The organism is Massilia scottii (assembly GCF_030846495.1).
In the GTDB taxonomy this organism is placed as follows: Bacteria; Pseudomonadota; Gammaproteobacteria; order Burkholderiales; family Burkholderiaceae_D; genus Telluria_A; species Telluria_A violaceinigra.
This window is the reverse complement of the sequence record NZ_JAVCWM010000029.1, coordinates 68439-85562: the sequence shown is the minus strand read 5'-3', so window position 1 is coordinate 85562 and position 17124 is coordinate 68439. Positions and strand designations below refer to the sequence as shown.

The 17124-nt window shown below is 64.3% G+C and carries 15 protein-coding genes and 3 pseudogenes; 6 read left to right on the top strand and 12 right to left on the bottom strand.

All coding sequences use genetic code 11. The features are described 5' to 3' along the window. From RBA41_RS28150 to RBA41_RS28135, 4 genes and pseudogenes are all read right to left on the bottom strand, one after another. Positions 1–804 (bottom strand): annotated as a pseudogene (locus RBA41_RS28150) (hypothetical protein); the annotation flags it as partial. A 342-nt stretch (positions 805–1146) separates the two neighbouring features. Then, positions 1147–2139 carry a lipoyl synthase gene (gene lipA, locus RBA41_RS28145; protein ID WP_306627688.1) on the bottom strand — a complete coding sequence of 331 codons (993 nt, stop codon included), beginning with the start codon at positions 2137–2139 and terminating at the stop codon, positions 1147–1149. After that, positions 2136–2882, bottom strand: a complete 747-nt coding sequence (gene lipB, locus RBA41_RS28140; RefSeq protein WP_306627687.1) for a lipoyl(octanoyl) transferase LipB — start codon at positions 2880–2882, stop codon at positions 2136–2138. Before lipB ends, lipA begins: the two co-directional genes overlap by 4 nt. Before the next feature lie 182 nt (positions 2883–3064). Beyond that, complete coding sequence (locus RBA41_RS28135) at positions 3065–3358, bottom strand: type II toxin-antitoxin system RelB/DinJ family antitoxin (protein WP_306627686.1); 294 nt, start codon at positions 3356–3358, stop codon at positions 3065–3067. Positions 3359–3616: 258 nt separating this feature from the next. Between RBA41_RS28135 and RBA41_RS28130 the strand changes: the two are divergent. Both RBA41_RS28130 and RBA41_RS28125 read left to right on the top strand, forming a co-directional pair. Next, positions 3617–4290 (top strand): annotated as a pseudogene (locus RBA41_RS28130) (TauD/TfdA dioxygenase family protein); the annotation flags it as partial. Next, a pseudogene (locus RBA41_RS28125) lies at positions 4287–4979 on the top strand (ABC transporter permease); the annotation flags it as partial. The pseudogenes RBA41_RS28130 and RBA41_RS28125, both read left to right, overlap by 4 nt. Here the strand turns inward: RBA41_RS28125 and RBA41_RS28120 are convergent. From RBA41_RS28120 to RBA41_RS28100, 5 genes are all read right to left on the bottom strand, one after another. Then, positions 4972–5238, bottom strand: a complete 267-nt coding sequence (locus tag RBA41_RS28120; protein WP_167090974.1) for a DUF493 family protein — start codon at positions 5236–5238, stop codon at positions 4972–4974. The pseudogene RBA41_RS28125 and the gene RBA41_RS28120 overlap by 8 nt on opposite strands. A 176-nt stretch (positions 5239–5414) precedes the next feature. Next, on the bottom strand, positions 5415–7658 hold the full coding sequence (locus RBA41_RS28115; protein WP_306627685.1) for a DUF6600 domain-containing protein: 2244 nt from the start codon (positions 7656–7658) through the stop codon (positions 5415–5417). 116 nt (positions 7659–7774) lie between these two features. Then, positions 7775–8416: a LysE family transporter gene (locus tag RBA41_RS28110; protein WP_306627684.1), complete on the bottom strand. Its 642-nt coding sequence runs from the start codon at positions 8414–8416 to the stop codon at positions 7775–7777. 174 nt (positions 8417–8590) lie between these two features. Next, positions 8591–8875, bottom strand: a complete 285-nt coding sequence (locus RBA41_RS28105) for an HU family DNA-binding protein (protein WP_054265369.1) — start codon at positions 8873–8875, stop codon at positions 8591–8593. A gap of 235 nt (positions 8876–9110) precedes the next feature. Further along, complete coding sequence (locus RBA41_RS28100) at positions 9111–9323, bottom strand: BrnA antitoxin family protein (protein WP_306627683.1); 213 nt, start codon at positions 9321–9323, stop codon at positions 9111–9113. A 233-nt stretch (positions 9324–9556) separates the two neighbouring features. Between RBA41_RS28100 and RBA41_RS28095 the strand changes: the two genes are divergently transcribed. Beyond that, a complete protein-coding gene (locus tag RBA41_RS28095; protein WP_306627682.1) occupies positions 9557–10504 on the top strand; it encodes a DUF808 domain-containing protein in 948 nt (315 codons plus the stop codon). Positions 10505–10581: 77 nt separating this feature from the next. On the opposite strand, the gene RBA41_RS28090 is transcribed toward RBA41_RS28095, so the two are convergent. Continuing rightward, entirely contained in the window at positions 10582–11391 is an 810-nt protein-coding gene (locus RBA41_RS28090; RefSeq protein ID WP_306627681.1) for a hypothetical protein, read from the bottom strand. 383 nt (positions 11392–11774) lie between these two features. Here RBA41_RS28090 and RBA41_RS28085 point away from each other — a divergent pair, with 383 nt between their 5' ends. Next, positions 11775–14264: a TonB-dependent receptor plug domain-containing protein gene (locus tag RBA41_RS28085; RefSeq protein ID WP_306627680.1), complete on the top strand. Its 2490-nt coding sequence runs from the start codon at positions 11775–11777 to the stop codon at positions 14262–14264. Positions 14265–14276: 12 nt separating this feature from the next. Here RBA41_RS28085 and RBA41_RS28080 read toward each other — a convergent pair whose 3' ends face one another. Both RBA41_RS28080 and RBA41_RS28075 read right to left on the bottom strand, forming a co-directional pair. Then, the gene (locus RBA41_RS28080; protein ID WP_306627679.1) at positions 14277–14804 is read right to left on the bottom strand and encodes a hypothetical protein; all 528 of its coding nucleotides are present in this window, start codon (positions 14802–14804) and stop codon (positions 14277–14279) included. Positions 14805–14821: 17 nt separating this feature from the next. Beyond that, a complete protein-coding gene (locus tag RBA41_RS28075) occupies positions 14822–15289 on the bottom strand; it encodes a hypothetical protein (RefSeq protein WP_306627678.1) in 468 nt (155 codons plus the stop codon). Between the two features lie 74 nt (positions 15290–15363). Here RBA41_RS28075 and RBA41_RS28070 point away from each other — a divergent pair, with 74 nt between their 5' ends. After that, positions 15364–16653, top strand: a complete 1290-nt coding sequence (locus RBA41_RS28070) for an SDR family oxidoreductase (RefSeq protein ID WP_306627677.1) — start codon at positions 15364–15366, stop codon at positions 16651–16653. Continuing rightward, complete coding sequence (locus RBA41_RS28065) at positions 16653–17117, top strand: DUF2269 family protein (protein WP_306627676.1); 465 nt, start codon at positions 16653–16655, stop codon at positions 17115–17117. The genes RBA41_RS28070 and RBA41_RS28065 overlap by 1 nt, the downstream gene beginning before the upstream one ends. The last annotated feature ends 7 nt before the right edge of the window (positions 17118–17124 follow it).

Sequence of the window (17124 nt, the reverse complement as noted above, 5' to 3'; positions counted from 1 at the left end):
TTTTGTTTTCACTGCGAGACGGTTCGACGCATCCTGCTCAACAATAGACTGGTCAGCTGAGTCCGGCGCAGAACGACGTTGCGGTTCTGATGATTCTTGTAGACCGGACTGACCCGGACTACGCGAACTAGGTTGAGCAGCATGCATCTTATAGCTCAAGGCACGAAATGGAAACGGATGGGAGCAAGAGCGCAGGCTGTAAATGAGAAATGTCGCGTTAGCCTGATCGCCGAGGCTCAGCCACTTTCCGGCCGCGATTAGGGTGGTGTCACCCTCAAAGGGAAAAAGGGCCTGCGGATAAACCTGCTGATTGGCGAGCGATGCTTTTAGGGCTGACGTGCCTATATGCACCGCAGCCCGCCATGCCGCCGGATCCAAGTGCAGGCGTCCAATGTCGGCGGCCGATGCACCAGAGATTTTCTCGGCCAAATGAAGGACAAGACACCGGGTTGCATTGTCGAACCTTGCGTGACCGTACAGAGACTTGCATCGCAGCGGCGGCAGAAACAGTTTGGTGATTAGGTTGCTTGACGATCCAAAATAGAATCGGATCAGCTCGATACAAGGAATGATAATGCGATGGCCGTCATCCAGCTCGACCATCACACAATACGAATGTGTGCACTGCAGATGCCAGGGATGTTCGGACAGCGGAACCAGAAAGCCCCTATCATCCAAGTTCAGACCAGCCTTGACCAGATGAACTGTGGCATCGTCGATTCGCAGATTTGGAAATTGTTCGAGCTGATAATCGGGGGCAGCCGCCAACTTTCCGTCGCGCCAGATGTCTCCGATGCGAAGCATTGGCAACGTCCCAACCGAAACCCAAACCTTGCGCTGAAATCGGGCAGGTGCGGTTGAGTCGCGCGATAGCAATATGGACGGATCGTCGTCGAAATTGTAATCGAGTACCCTCGACAAGTATAGGAGCAGTGAGGGCTGGGTACGTCGAATAGCTCGGTTCGGAAAGGCCAGCTCGCCAAACCAATCTATTCGCCAAAATTTCCCGTCCTGAGGAAATGCAGAGACAGAAGGCAAGTCATTGCTTACAAACGGTGTTTTCCGATCCAAGCCAGTCCGCCACCCTCAAATTGTCTCAATAACTTCTGAACTGTCGCATTATCTACTGGTCAGTCTCATTATCTTCTAATTGTTCACAGCCACGCCCGCGTTATGGGCCTGCTCGTCCGCATGGTACGAGCTGCGCACCATGGCGCCGACGGCCGCGTGCACGAAGCCCATCTTGTAGGCTTCTTCCTCGAACATCTTGAACACGTCCGGGTGCACATAGCGGCGCACCGGCAAGTGGTCACCCGACGGCGACAGGTACTGGCCGATGGTCAGCATGTCGACGTTGTGGCTGCGCAGGTCGCGCATCACTTGCAGGATTTCCTCGTCGGTTTCGCCCAGGCCAACCATGATGCCGGACTTGGTCACCGCGTTCGGGTACAGCGCCTTGAAGTCGCGCAGCAGTTCCAGCGAGTGCGTGTAGTCGGAACCGGGACGGGCTTCCTTGTACAGGCGCGGCACGGTTTCGAGGTTGTGGTTCATCACGTCCGGCAAGCCGTCGGCGAAGATCGCCAGCGCCTTGGCCAGGCGGCCGCGGAAGTCGGGCACCAGCACTTCGATGCGGGTGTTCGGCGAGAGCGCGCGCGTTTGCTTGATGCACTCGACAAAGTGGCCGGCGCCGCCGTCGCGCAGGTCGTCGCGGTCGACCGAGGTGATCACCACGTACGACAGGCGCAGTTCGGCGATGGTCTTGGACAGGTTGTGCGGCTCGTTCACGTCGAGCGGGTCGGGACGGCCGTGGCCGACGTCGCAGAACGGGCAGCGGCGCGTGCACTTGTCGCCCATGATCATGAAGGTCGCCGTGCCCTTGCCGAAGCATTCGCCGATGTTCGGGCAGCTCGCTTCTTCGCACACGGTCACCAGGTTGTTGGCGCGCAGGATGTCCTTGATTTCGTAGAAACGCGACGACGCCGAAGCGGCCTTGACGCGGATCCAGTCCGGCTTTTTCAGGCGCTCGACTTGTCCGATCGGCACGATCTTGATCGGAATGCGCGAGGTCTTGCTGGCGCCTTTTTGCTTGTCGCTGGCGTTGTAGACTGGGGCGATGCTGGTATCGGTGTCAGAAGTCATTTGGCTGCTTGCCCATGGGGCTCGGTGGTGTTGTTCGATGCGTTGTTATGCGATTCGTTGTACGGTGCGCCGCCCGATCCGAGCTGCTGCACCAGTTCGCGCGCCAGGGCTTGCTGCACGTCGGCCAGCGCGGCCTCGGCGCCCATGCTGCGCATGTCCACCGTTTCCAGGCCCGCATAGCCGCACGGGTTGATCCAGGAAAACGGCGCCAGGTCCATCGCCACATTGAGCGACACGCCATGGTAGGTGCAGCCGTTGCCGCGCACTTTGAGGCCGAGCGCGGCAATCTTGGCGCCCTTGCGCGGCCCGCCGGCGATGTAAATGCCGGGCGCGCCGGCAATGCGCTCGCCAGCCAGATTATACGCTCCCAGCACATTGATGATCGCCTGCTCGATTTTTTCGACGAATTGTCGAGCGTACAACTTGCCGCCCGGCTTGTTGCGGCGCAGGTCCATCAGCAGGTAGATCACCACCTGGCCGGGGCCGTGGAAAGTCACTTCGCCGCCGCGGTCGGTCTGCACCACGGGCACGCCGTGGGCCGGGGTGTCGGCGCCGGCCAGCAGGTGGGCGCGGTCGGCGCCCAGGCCCAGCGTAAAGACGGGCGGATGCTCGACGATCCACAGTTCGTCGGTGGTGTCGGGCTCGCGCGCGTCGGTAAAGGCGCGCATGGCGGCAAACACCGGCTCGTAGTCGGCACGGCCGAGGTCGCGGATGATCGCCTGCGCAGGGCGGATGGGGAGCATGGGTCGTCGATCGGGGATAAAGGGAGCCCTGCCATTATAAGCGAGGGCTCACCTGGATGCTGGTCAGAGGCCGCATGAGCATAGTTGACATTCGTTGCCTATGCCGCATTCGCTCATCTGGTATCGATGTCTGGAACAATGCCGGTGTTTGTATGGAGTTTTGCCGACTATCGGCGTGCGTTTCACAACTCGAAAAGACCGCTGGCTTTTTCGAGGTCATCGAAGAGCTCGTCGGCGGTGGCAAAGCGGGCGCGGTTGCTCTTGATAATCTCTTCGGCCTCAGCCATTGCCGCAAGCGTGGCGGCGTTAGGTGTCCTGGAGCCGAACGGCAGCGTCTTGTCGTCGATAACATGGCTAAGGAACATGCGCACCGCATCGGGAAGGGTTAAACCCATCGCCGCCAGTGTTTCGGTCGCCTGCGCCTTGGTCGTTTGGTCCACACGGACGCGTATTGTGGTCGTCGTTGAAGCAGTCATGATGACTTCCCCTGATTGTGCATCTCAAGACCATGTTATCGCGCACGGGGCGTCATCGCACACTGCGATTCGATTGAACGCCAGCCCATCTGCCCAGGTGCAGAAAGCCAGTTGACCGCCTTGATCCCGAACAAAGCAATGACTCGGCAATATTGATCGCAGCGTGCCACCAGCCGCATTAGCATAGTTGAAATGCTTCGTTGCCGCGCCAAACGCGCGCCGATAAGCTGGGTGCTCGATCATCACCCGTTCACCGCCATGGCCGCCGTCCTCGACACCCGTTTCGACATCGCTCCGCTGGGCGCGGCCATTAGCGGCCTCGACCTGTCCGTTCCGCTGAGCCGGGAAGATTTCGCCCTGATCCACCACGCCCACCTTGAGCACCGTGTGCTGGTGTTTCGCGACCAGCACATCACGCCGGCGCAGCAGGTGGCCTTCAGCCGCCGCTTCGGCCCGCTGCAAATCCATGTGCTGCGCCAGTTCCAGCTGCCCACCCAGCCGGAAGTGCTGATCATTTCCAACGTCAAGGAAAGCGGCCAGCCGCTCGGCCTGGGCGATGCCGGCCATTTCTGGCATTCGGACCTGTCGTACAAGGCGGTGCCCAGCCTGGGCTCGATGCTCCACGCGCAGGAGTTGCCGCTCGATGGAGGCGATACCCTGTTCGCCAACCAGCACCTGGCCTGGGACCAGCTGCCCGGCTACCTGCGGCGCGCCATCGACGGGCGCAGCGCCGAACACAGTTACCTCGCCAAATATGCCGAACTGCAAAAGCGCAGCCGGTGGCGCACCGACCTGACCCGCGCCCAGATCGACGAAGTGCGGCCGGCGGTGCATCCGATCGTGCGCACCCATCCGGAAACCGGGCGCCGCGCCCTGTTCGTCAGCGAGCATTTCACCACCCGCGTGACGGCCTGCCCGACAGCGACAGCCGCGCTGGCTGCCAACCCGGCGCGCGTTCGCGGCCGGCATGCTGTCGGGCGAGTTGCCCGGCTATGTGGCGGCGGCGCTGGCGGTGCTGGTCCAGGGTTACGCGCTGGGCGTGGCCGGCGCGCTGTTGCTCACCTCGCTGGCGATCGGCAGCCGCGCCGGGCGCGACCTGCCGGAAACCCTGACCGCGATGTTCAATCCGCTGCCGGCGATTGCGCTGCTTCCGCTGGCGCTGCTGTGGTTCGGCCTGGGCCGCGCCAGCCTGGTGTTCGTGCTGGTGCATTCGGTGATGTGGCCGCTGGCGCTGAACGCCTGCGCCGGTTTCGGCAGCGTCCCGGAAACGCTGCGCATGGCCGGACGCAATGTCGGCCTGAACGGGGCGCGGCTGGCGTTCCAGGTGATGATTCCGGCGGCGCTGCCGGCTATTCTGTCGGGATTGAAAATCGGCTGGGCGTTCGCGTGGCGCACCCTGATCGCGGCCAAGCTGGTATTCGGGACGACCTCGGGCAAGGGCGGGCTCGGCTGGTACATCTTCCAGAGCCGCAACGAACTGTTCACCGACAAGGTGTTTGCCGGGCTGGCGGCGGTGATCGCCATCGGTTTGCTGGTCGAAGGCCTGGTGTTCCAGACCCTCGAACGCCTGACGGTGCGCCGCTGGGGCATGCAGCGCCAGGCGCTGGGCTCGCCTACATGACGATCTTGACCATCGGATGGCCGTGCAGCGCGCGGTACAGGTCGTCGAGTTGGGCGCGGCTGGTGGCGCGCACGGTCACTGTCAGGCCGGTGTAATTGCCTTTCGGCGAAGGGCGCACTTCCATGCGGCCGATGTGAAACGTGGGGTCGAATTCGAGCACCACGTCGACGATGGTCGCCGCGAAATCCGCGTGGGTGGCGCCCATCACCTTGATCGGGAAGTCGCTCGGGTATTCGATAAGGGATTCAGTCGGGTCCATACACCATCCAGTTCTAAAAATTGACAACACAAATGACAACACAGCAGTATTCCCGTCACGGGAACACCGGTTTCAGGCTCTTGGTGACATTGTAGCCAAAAAAAGGCCAGCACTTGGCTGGCCTTGAACTATTCCCTTGGGGGGGAACAGGTGAGACTGGTACGGAGCCGGGCGGCTCAGCGAATATCTTGCTGCACGTTGTTGCGGCGATCCTGGCGTTCCTCGCGCGCGCGTTCGCGCTTGTCGGCCTGCTCGGCTTGCCGCTGTTGCTGCTGCTGCACTTGCTGCGGTTGCGGCTGTTGCGCTTGCTGTTGCTGCTGAGCCTGGCGTGCCGCGGCGGCCTCGCGCTGCTGGCGTTCGGCGTCGCGCTGCTGGCGCTCGGCCTGCTGGCGGCGCTCGTTGTCGGCGTCGCGCGCCTGGCGTTCAGCCTGCTGCTGGCGTTCGGCCTGCTGGCGGCGCGCGTTCTCGGCATCCTGCTGCTGGCGTTCGGCCTGCTGGCGGCGTGCATTGTCGGCATCGCGCTGCTGGCGCTCGGCTTGCTGGCGGCGCTCGTTGTCGTGCTCGCGCTGTTGCCGCTCGGCTTGCAGACGGCGTTCGTGGTCGGCGTCGCGCTGCACCCGTTCGACCTGCAGGCGCAGGTTGGCGTCGCGCTGCTGTCGCTCGGCCTGCTGGCGATGGTTGGCGTCGCGCTGCGCCTGCAGTTGCGCCTCGGCGTCGCGCTGGCGCCGTTCGTTGTCGATCGCTTGCTGGCGCTGGCTTTCGGCGCCGCGCAGGCGCTCCATCTCGCCCTCGCGCCGGCGCTCGGCCAGTTCGGCTTCGCGCTGGCGTTGCTGGCCCTCGGCGACACGGCGGCTGTCCACTTCGACTTCGCGCATGCGGCGCTCGTTGGCCATGTCGCGCTCGCGCCGTTCGATGTCGGCTTCGCGCTGGCGCCGGTCGCGTTCGGCCAGGCTGCGCTGAGGCTCGCCCACCGTGAGCACCGGCGGCGCCGGATTGGTCACGACCGCGCGCGGTACTTGCGGCGGCGTGCGCACCAGGCGCTCGTTATCGGACGGACGGCCATCGCGGCGGCTGTACGGCACCACCGGCTGGGCGCCGTTGGGCGGCACCGTGATGACGCGGCCCGGCCCGTTACGGTCGGGACGGCCATCGCCGTCGCGGTCGAAACGGTTCGACCAGTTGCCCTGCGGGCGCGGCGGCCCGCCGAACGGGGCGTTTTGCGTGGACTGCGGCGTGAGCACGGGCCGCGGCGCGCGCGGCACCACGATCTGGCCGCGGCCGTCGAACAGGTTCAGGCCGACCACCGTCAGGCCGTCGCGCCGGCCCGGGCGATAGTCGGGACGGGCGTGGCGGTTGTGGTGGCGCAGGTGTTCCGGGCGCAGGTGGTAGCCTGGCACGTAGTTCTCGCCCGGATTGAGCGGATACCAGCCCTGCGCCGGCGCGGCGCGGCGCCCGCCATGATCGGTGAAGGTGAGGTTCCAGTTATTGCCGCCAACCCAGCCCACCAGCGCCGGGGCCCACACCGGACGCCCGATATTGCGGCCCGGCGCCCACGACCAGCGCTGCTTGACCATCACCCAGCGCCCGTAGTGCGAGGGCGCGTAGCCCCACGGCGCGTTGTCGACCCAGGTCCAGCCCCACGGCGCCAGGTAGGTCCAGCGGCCGTCGCGGTACGGCACCCAGTCGGCCGCCACGCGGCGCGGGGTCCACAGGGGGCCGTAGTCGCTGTCCTCGCGCCACACGCCGTGCTGGTCGAGTTCTTCGTAGCCGGTCATTTCGCTGGTGACGTAGCGGTCGGACGTGGTGCGCACGTCGCGCTGGTCGCGCTGCAGGGCCCACTCGTCGAAACCGTCGCGTACCGCCAGCGCGGTGCGCACATCGTCCTCGTGCACGTCGACGCGCTTGCCGGCGCGTACCGTCAGGCTGGAGCCGCCCCCCTCGACCTGGGCCACGCCCTCGAACACCGACACGTTGGTGGTGTCGCGCACGCGTTCGGCATCGATGCGGATGCGGCCCACGTCCTTCATGCGCACCTGGCCTTGCGGCGTGGTGATTTCCAGGCCGCGCAGCACCTCGGCGTTGCGCACGCGGATGCTGGCGCTGCCGTAATGCAGGCGCAGGCGCAAGGTGTCGTCGTCGAGCTCGACAACTTCAAGCGAGGAATCGCTGTCGAGCCGCACCGAGGTCGACCCGATGCGGATTTCGGTGCGGCCGTCGCGCCCGGTGTTGATCTGGCTGCTGGAGGTCACCGGCCAGTTCACCAGCGCGGCCGTGGCTTCGTCGCCCACTTCGGAGCTGATATTGACCGGTCCCTGGGTCAGGGCGATGCGGCCCACGCGCGCGGGCGTATCGGCCAGCGCCAGCGTCGAGATGGCGGAAAACGCCAGCAGCATCACGGTTTTACGGAAAGGAATAGTCATACAAGCTCCAGGGGCGTACGAGGGATGGCGTCCAGTTGTAACGCGCGAGGGCGCGGGCGGACGACACGGGTTACAAACAGTTGCACATTCTGCGCTACTGTTACCTGTTGAGCAACTCAGCTGTGGTTGCCGCGCTTCACGAAAAACAGGGCGCCGCCGATGAACACCAGCACGGCGCCGAAAAAGCGGTTTTGCTTGCGCACCGCGCCGGCATCGCGGAAATAGTGCTGCATGGACGAGGCCAGGAAGGCGTAGCCGTGCATGACGATGGTATCGATGACCAGCATGGTGGCGCCAAGAATGAGCAGCTGCGGCAGCAGCGGCAGGGACTTCGAGATAAACGTCGGCAGCACCGCGACCATGAAAATGATGCCTTTGGGGTTGGTCGCATTGGTCAGGAAGCCCGTCAGCGCGCGCTTTTGCCAGGATGGATGGGCCGGCAAGGGCGCGCCGGCCTGGCCGGCGCCGGCCACCACCGGGGCGCGCCACTGCTGCACGCCGAGGACCATCAGGTACAGCGCGCCGATGATCTTGACGATATTGAACGCCAGTTCCGACGCCAGCAGCAGCGAACCGACGCCGGCGCCGGCGATGGCGAACACCAGCAGCAAGCCGCATTGCAGGCCGGCCACGGTGGCGCTGGCTTTGCGCAAGCCGTAGGCCAGGCCATGCGACATCGACAGCACGGCGCCCGAACCGGGTGAAATGGCGATCAGCGAACCGGCGATGACGAAGGCAATCCAGGTGGCGAGCGGCATGGGAATGTGGTGCGCAGTAAAGGGGACCAGCAGGATACAACAAGATACAGCAGGATGCGGCAGGATGCAGCAGGATGCAAAAGAAGGGGAAACACGCGGCAGCTGAAGCGGCGAAGCCGGTCTGGGACCGACGCCGCCGCTTCAGGCCGCGCGCAGAGTCGCTTGCTGCTTCGCTTACTTCTTCTTCGGGTTGACCGCAGCCTTCAGGGTCGCGCCAGCCGAAAACTTAGGCGACTTCGACGCAGCGATCTTGATCGCTTCGCCAGTCGATGGATTGCGGCCCTTGCGCGCAGCGCGCTTGGCAACGGAGAACGTACCGAAACCGGTGATACCAACCGTGTCGCCTTTTTTCAGACGCTCGGTGATGATATCGATGATCGTGTTCACCGCGCTGTTGGCAGCTGCGCCGGACATTTCTGTACGCTTCGCAAATTCCGCAATCAGTTCGCCTTTTTTCATAAAAATCCTCCCGTGTTAAAAGAGCGGGAAGATTAGCATAATTATTGCCTAGTGTAATAAATTCCGAAGAGTACGCGCAAAAGTAACCCCCGCTGTGACTGGATCACGACGATATCGGGGACGATCGTGCGCGGTCCGAAAAGCGCCGCGCGGGGGGTGTGCGCGATGCGCATCGGCGAGCGCCGCGCCCGCGCGGCGGCAGGCATCGGACGGGCCGGCGGCGCCGCCGGCGCGCTTACTCGGCCAGCGCCGGCTCGGGGCGCGCCTGCGGCAGGCGGGTGCGCAGGGCGGCGTTGATCAGGGTCTGGTAGCCCTTGCCGCTCTGCTCGGAAAGCGAGCGGAACTGCTGCAATACCTCGTCGTCGAGGTAGATGGTGATGCGCGTCTTGCGCTTGACCGGGCGGCCGGCGGTGTTGGCGGTGTTGGAAAAGTCGTACTCGGATTTCATGGTTGCCTCGCTTTACATCGAATGGTTGGCTTGCGTGCGTGGTATCGATCAGAGCAGGCCCGGATCGCATGGAAAATTGCCGGGCCTTGCACTGATTTCACTATACGTACATGACACGGCGACAACGCCCGGAAAGCGACGAGTTGCAGATTCCGGGGGGTGAAACGCAAAAAGCCGGGCTGAACGGACTCGGGTTAAGATGCTCCCTTTCGACCAACTTTGGAGCAGGACAGATGGCTGCAAGCAGTTTACTGGCATTAATCGACGACATCGCGACCATCCTCGATGATGTCGCGGTGATGAGCAAAGTGGCGGCCAAGAAGACCGCCGGGGTGCTCGGCGACGACCTGGCGCTCAATGCCCAGCAGGTGACGGGGGTGAAAGCGGACCGCGAATTGCCGGTGGTATGGGCGGTCGCGAAGGGTTCCTTCATGAACAAGGCGATCCTGGTGCCGGCCGCGCTGGTCATCAGCGCCTTCCTGCCGCAGGCCATCACGCCGCTGCTGATGATCGGCGGGGCCTACCTGTGCTTCGAGGGCTTCGAAAAGATCGCCCACAAATACCTGCACAGCCCGGCCGAGGACGCGGCCCACCACGAACAGCTGGTCAAGGCGCTCAGCGACGAGTCGGTCGACCTGGTCGCGCTCGAGAAAGAAAAGATCAAGGGCGCGGTGCGCACCGACTTCATCTTGTCGGCCGAGATCATCGTCATTTCGCTCGGCACGGTCGAAAAGGCGGCGTTCGGGCAGCAGGTGGCGGTCCTGACCACGATTGCCATCGTGATGACGGTGGGCGTGTACGGCCTGGTGGCCGGGATCGTCAAGCTGGACGACGCCGGCCTGTACCTGAGCGAACGCGCCAACGGCGCCGCGCGCGCCTTCGGCCGCCTGCTGCTGTCGGCCGCGCCCAAGCTGATGAAGACCCTGTCGGTGGTCGGCACGGCGGCCATGTTCATGGTCGGCGGCGGCATCCTGGAGCACGGCATCGGCGCGCTGCACCACCTGGTCGACGACGCGGCCACGGCCGCCGGCGCGGTGGCCGGCATCGGTCCGGTGCTCAAGGCGATTGTCCCGACCCTGATCGACGCCATCATCGGCATCGTCGCCGGCGCCCTGGTGCTGGGCGTGGTCATGGGCGCCAAGCGCCTGTTCAAGGGCAAGCAGGCGACCGGCCACGCCTGACCGTCATGCCACCCGGGCGCTGTCCGCGCCCGGTCACCGAAGTCTGACCGAAGCCATGCCAGGCGACCAGGGCGTTCTTACCTCATTATCACATCGCCGTCCTGTTCCAACTCGTCTGGGTAGGCCTCCGCCATGACAGTGTCCTCCAACACATGCAGCGCTGCGCTGCGGGGCCGATAGGCCTCCCATGCGGCAATGTCGGCACGTGGGTCCATGTGCGTGGCGCCCAGCACCCAGGGCGGCATCACGGGGGTACTGTCGCGCCAGAACTGCACGCCCTCCGCAACCAGTGGGTTATCCCGGTGGCGATATATCCAGCGAAGTTCCGCATTGGTAATGGAACGTACTTTTTGCTCGAATGGCAGTCCGCCGCCGGATGTCTCTTCACAGATGCCAGGAAGCTGATAGTTCTTGCCGAGGACCTTGCTCCAGTCGCTGCTCTTTGTGCCGTCACTGTTGCAGAGCTCACCAAGACCGTCGAGGATGAAATGGACGGCAGGTTGAGGTTTGCCAGCAGAGGGACGCAGCAGCGCCCACTCCAGTCCAGCTTTGCATTTACGGCGAAATAGCGCGTTCTTATGGGCATGTTCACCTCGCTGGAAAACAGTCTCCTGGCCAAGCACGCTTGCATATTTTCCCGTGCCGACGGCTTTCAGAAATTCCGCATTCCTTGGCGGTCTTACTGTGCGTTCCGGCCTAAGTCCCGGCTTGTCGCCGATGTTGTAGGCATCGATCGTCAAACCCAGGTCCAGAATGGCGTTCTCGAGGTCTGTCGCCCTCGTATGTGCGCCAAAATCTATCCGCTTCATATACTCAAGACGAGGTCCAGCGAGACCGTACATCAGATCGCCTCGAACGTAATCACGAAAAGGTGGTTTAAACGGCATATTTTTCCTCCGGGTCGGTTGAGCATCGCGATATCAAGCTTGGTTGCGCATCGATCCACGATAGGGCAAGGCGGCACTGCAAACAACATTCATTAGAATCATTAGGAAGCATGCGATTCCCCATCTTAGTGAGCGGCCTGAGCGTCCCGCGCGGCAGCCGTCCTGCCCGCCGACCTCGTCCTTACCTTCTCCGGGTTGCTGCGTTTCTTACGCGGAACTGACGAAACTATCCAAACTGTTGTTATCAGATCTGCATAACCCCCTTCGGAATTGACTTTGCCATATCTTCGTCCCAGTATGGTTCGGCAAGATTTCCGCTATTTACATGACTGAGTTGATAGGTTGAGTTAAAACAAAATTAATATTTCACCAAGGGAGCAGGTATGCAGACAACATTCGCACCGAAGAAGCACGTATTGGCATTATCGATTGCAGCGCTGTTCGCCACTGGAGCGGCAATCGCCCAGGACGCAGCACCGAATGACACTTCAAATACCGTGGTCGTGACCGGCACCCGCGTGGCCAACCGCACCGCGCTCGACACCGCCTCCCCGGTCGACATCATCTCGGCCGAATCGCTCAAGAATTCCGGCACCACCGAAATCAACCAGGCCCTGGCCGTGGCCCTGCCGTCGCTGAACTTCCCGCGTCCGGGCCTGGCCGACGGCACCGACACCATCCGCCCCGCCACCCTGCGCGGCATGGCGCCCGACCAGACCCTGGTGCTGGTGAACTCGAAACGCCGCCACGCTTCCTCGCTGGTGAACGTGAACGGCACCATCGGGCGCGGCTCGGCCGCCGTCGACCTGAACACGATCCCGACCGCGATCGTCAAGAATATCGAAGTGCTGCGCGATGGCGCGGCCGCCCAGTACGGCTCGGACGCGATCTCCGGCGTGGTCAACCTGCGCCTGCGCAGCAACCGCGACGGCGGCGAAGCGACCATCAATTACGGCGCGCGCCTGACCGAATACGAGTTCCTGACCGGCCCGGCCCCGGCCAACGCCACCTGGCAGGCCCAGAACTCGCGCAAGCGCACCGACGGCCAGACCGCCACGGTCAGCATGTGGAAGGGCCTGGCGCTGGGCGAAACCGGCTATCTGACCATCGCCGGCGAATTCAAGGACCAGAAGCACACCGAACGCAGCGGCTACGACATGCGCCAGCAGTACGCGCTGGCGGGCGGCGCGTTCGATCCGCGCGAAAACACCATCAACCGCTTCAACACCTGGTACGGCGAGCCGGAAATGAAGCAGTCGACCGTATTCGCGAATGCCGGCGACACGCTCGGCAACGGCGTCAAGGTCTACGGCTGGGCCAGCTACCAGAAGCGCGAAGCCAGTTCCGCCGGCTTCTTCCGCTGGTCCAACGATCCGCGCAACATCCCGTCGATCTACCCGGACGGCTTCATGCCGATCATCTCGCCGGTGGTCGACGACTTCGCCGCCACCGGTGGCGCCAGCTGGAGCATGGGCGAGTGGGAAATGGATACCTCGCTCGGCTACGGCAAGAACAAGATGGCGTTCACCATCGAAAACACCCTGAACCGCTCGATCGGCCCGAGCAGCAAGACCTCGTTCGACGCCGGCGGCTTCGAATACGACCAGCTGGTGTTCAACCTGACCGGGGTGCGCTCGGTGGCGCTGGCGGCCCTGTCGTCGCCGCTGAACGTGGCGGTCGGCGCCGAGGCGCGCCGCGAAGGCTACAGCCTGTTCGCCGGCGAGCCCGATTCCTACCGCTTCGGCGGCCAGCTGCTGCCGAACGGCCAGCCGACCGCGCCAGGCGCGCAAGTGTTTTCGGGCTTCCGTCCGCAGAATGAATCGGATACGCACCGCACCGCCATCGGCGCCTTTGTCGACCTGGAAGCGAACATCACCCCATCGCTGCTGACCTCGGTCGCGATCCGCGGCGAGCATTATTCCGACTTCGGCGACAGCCTGGCCGGCAAACTCGCGGCCCGCTACGATTTCAGCAAGGCGTTCGCCCTGCGCGCGTCGGTGCAAAATGGTTTCCGCGCGCCGTCGCCGCAGCAGCAGAACTTCACTTCGACGGCGACCAACTTCATCACCGGCGTGCCGTTCGAGATCACCACCTTCCGCCCGACCGATTCGGTCGCCGTGGCGCTCGGCGCCAAGCCGCTCGACGCCGAAAAATCGGTCAATGCCTCGCTCGGCGCCGTCATGCGCCTGGGCGGCGCCAACGTCACCATCGACGCCTACCGCATCAAGGTGCGCGACCGCATCGTGCTGTCGGAAAACCTCACGTCCGCCGATGTGCGCAATTTCCTGACCAAGCAGGGTTTCATCGGCGTGGGCGGCGGGCGCTTCTTCATCAACGGCGTCGATACCACCACCGATGGCGTGGACGTGGTGGTGAACTGGGCGGCCAATGGCGGCGCGGTCGGCAAGTTCGACTTCACGGTGGCCGGCAACTTCACCAAGACCGACGTGACCAAGGTTCCGGCCACGGCGCAACTGGCGGCGCTGCCGACGCCAACCCCGCTGTTCGACCGCCTCAACGTGCTGTCGCTGGAACAGGGCCAGCCGAAGAACAAGTTCAACGCCAGCACCAACTGGAAACTGGGCCAGATGGGCGCCACCCTGCGCGCCACGCGCTACGGCAAGGTGCTCTCGCCGAACGCCTCGCCGGCGCTGGACGTGACCCTGGGCGCGAAAACCGTGATCGACCTGGAAGGGCGTTACGCGGTGACCTCGAAGGTGAACCTGGCGTTCGGTGCGGAAAACCTGTTCGACAAGTATCCTGAATCGGTCGGCAATGCGCTCAATCCGAGCGGCAATGCGCCATTCCCGAACTACGCCGCGTTCGGGCGTGGCGGGCGCTTCGTGTACGCACGCGCCACCTACGCGTTCTGATGGGCGCGTAAGCTACAAGCCGTCGCTGCCGCCCATGCGGGAACGGCGGCGCAGCCTTGATGCCGCCAGGCCATCGCGCACACTCCACCCGAGTGCGGCGATGGCCAATCCGCTCAAGACCCGGCTGGCCCAGCCATGGTCCACGCGCACCAGTGCCGGCGGCAAGGCCGCCCACGCCAGCAACTGCTGCCCCAGCAGCGCAATGATGATCCCCAGGTTGACGAACAGCAGCACGTGCGCCGCGCGTTCGGTGGACGGCAGCGTGCGGATATCCACCTCCAGTACCTGATCGACCGTCGAGATCGCCAATTCCAGTGCCAGCAGCGCGACGATGGCCAGCGCAAACGTGCCATGCCACTCGAACCACGCCAGCGCGCCGGACAGCGCGGCAAACACCCCTTCGCGCGCGCTGTGCAGGCGCTGCTCGCGCGCCGCCCCGCGCCGGCGCGGCACTTTGGCGATCAGCTCGTGGTTGATCAGCACATCGAGCGCGCCAATGACGCCGTGACCGATGAGCGCGAGCAGAAAACCCGCTATCATCCCGACTCCGGTGCAGGCTAGTCGCGCCGGATCAGCAAGGCGCCCGCCGCCAGGCCCAGCCCGAAAGCGCCGTAGACCAGCGCCAGCGAGGGCCGCGACAGGCGTTTTTCAAAGCCGGGCTTGAGGCGCTCGGGCGTCATCCGGTAGTCGACGAAGCAGGCCACGGCCGACGCCGCCGCAGCCGCTTGCAGGGTGGCCAGCGGGTCTTTCCTGTCGAGCTGGCGGCCCATCAGGCGCTCGAACAGCACGGCCCAGAAGGTCGCGCTGGCATGGTGGATCACGTAGCCGGTCAGGGTGTAGCGCAGCGACGGACCGTCGCGCCGCGCCGCCTTGTCGCCCCAGAGCCAGTGGCTGATGGCATTGGTCGGGCCGTAGCTGCTGCCGTCGGTTGCCTTGCCCAGGGCGGCCAGGGCGGCGCTCGAGAGCAGGCTGGCGCTGGCGCCCGAGATAAGGCCGCGTTGGGTTGCAGATTTCCAGGTATCCATGAATGTCCTCGTGGAATTAAATGAACGTGTCGTGTTGGTATAGGCTCTATGGGTATGAATGGTAAGGAGGTCGGATGCGCATTTTGCTGACAGGAGCGAGCGGGTTTATCGGCAGGCATCTGCTGAACGTGTTGCTTGCCGAGGGTTACTACGTGGTGGCCGCCGTGCGCAAGCCGCCCGCCGCCACGCGTGCGCGCCTGCGCTATATCGAAGCCGACTTCGTCAAGGATACCGATAAATCGGTCTGGCTGTCGCGCCTGGACGGCATCGATGTGGTGATCAATACGGTGGGCATTTTTCGCGAGAGCGGCAAGCAGACCTTCGCCACGGTTCACAGCGATACGCCGCGCGCCCTGTTTGCCGCCTGCGTCGAGTCGGACGACGTGCGCATGGTGCTGCAGCTGTCCGCGCTGGGCGCCGACCAGCAGGCCGAGAGCGCCTATCACCTGAGCAAGAAGGCGGCCGACGATTACCTGGCGCTGCTGCCGCTGCGTTCGGCCATCCTGCAGCCGTCCCTGGTGTACGGCAAGGACGGGGTCAGCGCGCGCGTGTTCCGCACCCTGGCCAGCATGCCCTTGTGCGCCCGTTTCGGCAGCGCGCCGCAACTGGTGCAGCCGATCCACGTGGACGACGTGGCCAGCGCCATCGCCAGCCTGATCCGGCGCCCGCTGCCGGTCGGCCCGGGCGGCGCCACGGCCCAGCGCATCGCCCTGGTCGGCCCGGCTGCCTTGCCGTTCACCGATTATCTGGCAGCGTTGCGCAGCGGCATGGGCCTGGGCAAGCTGCGCGTGCTGCGCTTGCCGGCCTGGTGCGGCAGCGCGCTGGCCGGCCTGGCACGCCTGCTGCCGGGCAGCCTGCTCAACCGCGACGCCCTGCGCATGCTCGACCGCGGCAGCAGCGCCGATCCCGGCATGACGGTGCGCCTGATCGGCCGCCTGCCGCGTCCGGTCAACAGTTTCATCGACGACCCCGCCGCCGAGCGCATGCAGGCCAAGCTGCACTGGCTGATGCCGGTGCTGCGCATCAGCATCGCGGCGGTGTGGATTGCCACGGCGGCGGTGTCGGCCGGGCTGTACCCGGTCGAACAGAGTTACCAGTTGCTCGAACGCACAGGCGTGCCGGCCGCGCTGGCGCCGCTGATGCTGTACGGCGCCTGCGCGCTCGACCTGCTGATCGGGATCGGCATCCTGACCCTGAAGCGGCGCCGCTGGCTGTGGGCCGCGCAACTGCTGCTGATCGGTTTCTATACGCTGGTGATCGCGTTCAAGCTGCCCGAATTCCTGCTCCATCCCTACGGTCCGCTGACCAAGAACCTGCCCATGCTGGCGGCCATCTGGCTGCTGTTTGAACTGGAGGAAAAATAATGGACTACATGATCGTCAAATGGCTGCACATCCTGTCATCGACCTTTTTGTTCGGCACCGGCATCGGCTCGGCCTTCTACATGTTGTTCACCAGCCTGAGCCGCGACGTGCGCGCCATTGCCGTGGTCAGCCGCCACGTGGTGCTGGCCGACTGGATTTTTACCACCACCACCATCATCGTCCAGCCGGTGACCGGCCTGTACATGATCTACCTGGCCGGCTATCCCTTGACCAGCGCCTGGATTGCGTGGTCGTTCGCCCTGTATTTCTTTGCCGGCGCCTGCTGGCTGCCGGTGGTATGGATGCAGCTGCGCATGCGCGACATGGCCCAGGTGGCCGCGCGCGACGGCACCGAGCTGCCGCCCCTGTACTGGCGCTACCTGCGCTTCTGGGTGCTGCTGGGGATCCCGGCCTTCTTCGCGCTGGTCATCATCTTCTGGCTGATGGTGGCCAAACCCGTATGAGCACGCC

Bases quoted from the DNA above. Each gene is read 5' to 3' on its own strand.
- lipA (WP_306627688.1), bottom strand. From the start codon at position 2,139: ATGACTTCTGACACCGATACCAGCATCGCCCCAGTCTACAACGCCAGC.
- lipB (WP_306627687.1), bottom strand. From the start codon at position 2,882: ATGCTCCCCATCCGCCCTGCGCAGGCGATCATCCGCGACCTCGGCCGT.
- RBA41_RS28135 (WP_306627686.1), bottom strand. From the start codon at position 3,358: ATGACTGCTTCAACGACGACCACAATACGCGTCCGTGTGGACCAAACG.
- RBA41_RS28120 (WP_167090974.1), bottom strand. From the start codon at position 5,238: ATGGACCCGACTGAATCCCTTATCGAATACCCGAGCGACTTCCCGATC.
- RBA41_RS28115 (WP_306627685.1), bottom strand. From the start codon at position 7,658: ATGACTATTCCTTTCCGTAAAACCGTGATGCTGCTGGCGTTTTCCGCC.
- RBA41_RS28110 (WP_306627684.1), bottom strand. From the start codon at position 8,416: ATGCCGCTCGCCACCTGGATTGCCTTCGTCATCGCCGGTTCGCTGATC.
- RBA41_RS28105 (WP_054265369.1), bottom strand. From the start codon at position 8,875: ATGAAAAAAGGCGAACTGATTGCGGAATTTGCGAAGCGTACAGAAATG.
- RBA41_RS28100 (WP_306627683.1), bottom strand. From the start codon at position 9,323: ATGAAATCCGAGTACGACTTTTCCAACACCGCCAACACCGCCGGCCGC.
- RBA41_RS28095 (WP_306627682.1), top strand. From the start codon at position 9,557: ATGGCTGCAAGCAGTTTACTGGCATTAATCGACGACATCGCGACCATC.
- RBA41_RS28090 (WP_306627681.1), bottom strand. From the start codon at position 11,391: ATGCCGTTTAAACCACCTTTTCGTGATTACGTTCGAGGCGATCTGATG.
- RBA41_RS28085 (WP_306627680.1), top strand. From the start codon at position 11,775: ATGCAGACAACATTCGCACCGAAGAAGCACGTATTGGCATTATCGATT.
- RBA41_RS28080 (WP_306627679.1), bottom strand. From the start codon at position 14,804: ATGATAGCGGGTTTTCTGCTCGCGCTCATCGGTCACGGCGTCATTGGC.
- RBA41_RS28075 (WP_306627678.1), bottom strand. From the start codon at position 15,289: ATGGATACCTGGAAATCTGCAACCCAACGCGGCCTTATCTCGGGCGCC.
- RBA41_RS28070 (WP_306627677.1), top strand. From the start codon at position 15,364: ATGCGCATTTTGCTGACAGGAGCGAGCGGGTTTATCGGCAGGCATCTG.
- RBA41_RS28065 (WP_306627676.1), top strand. From the start codon at position 16,653: ATGGACTACATGATCGTCAAATGGCTGCACATCCTGTCATCGACCTTT.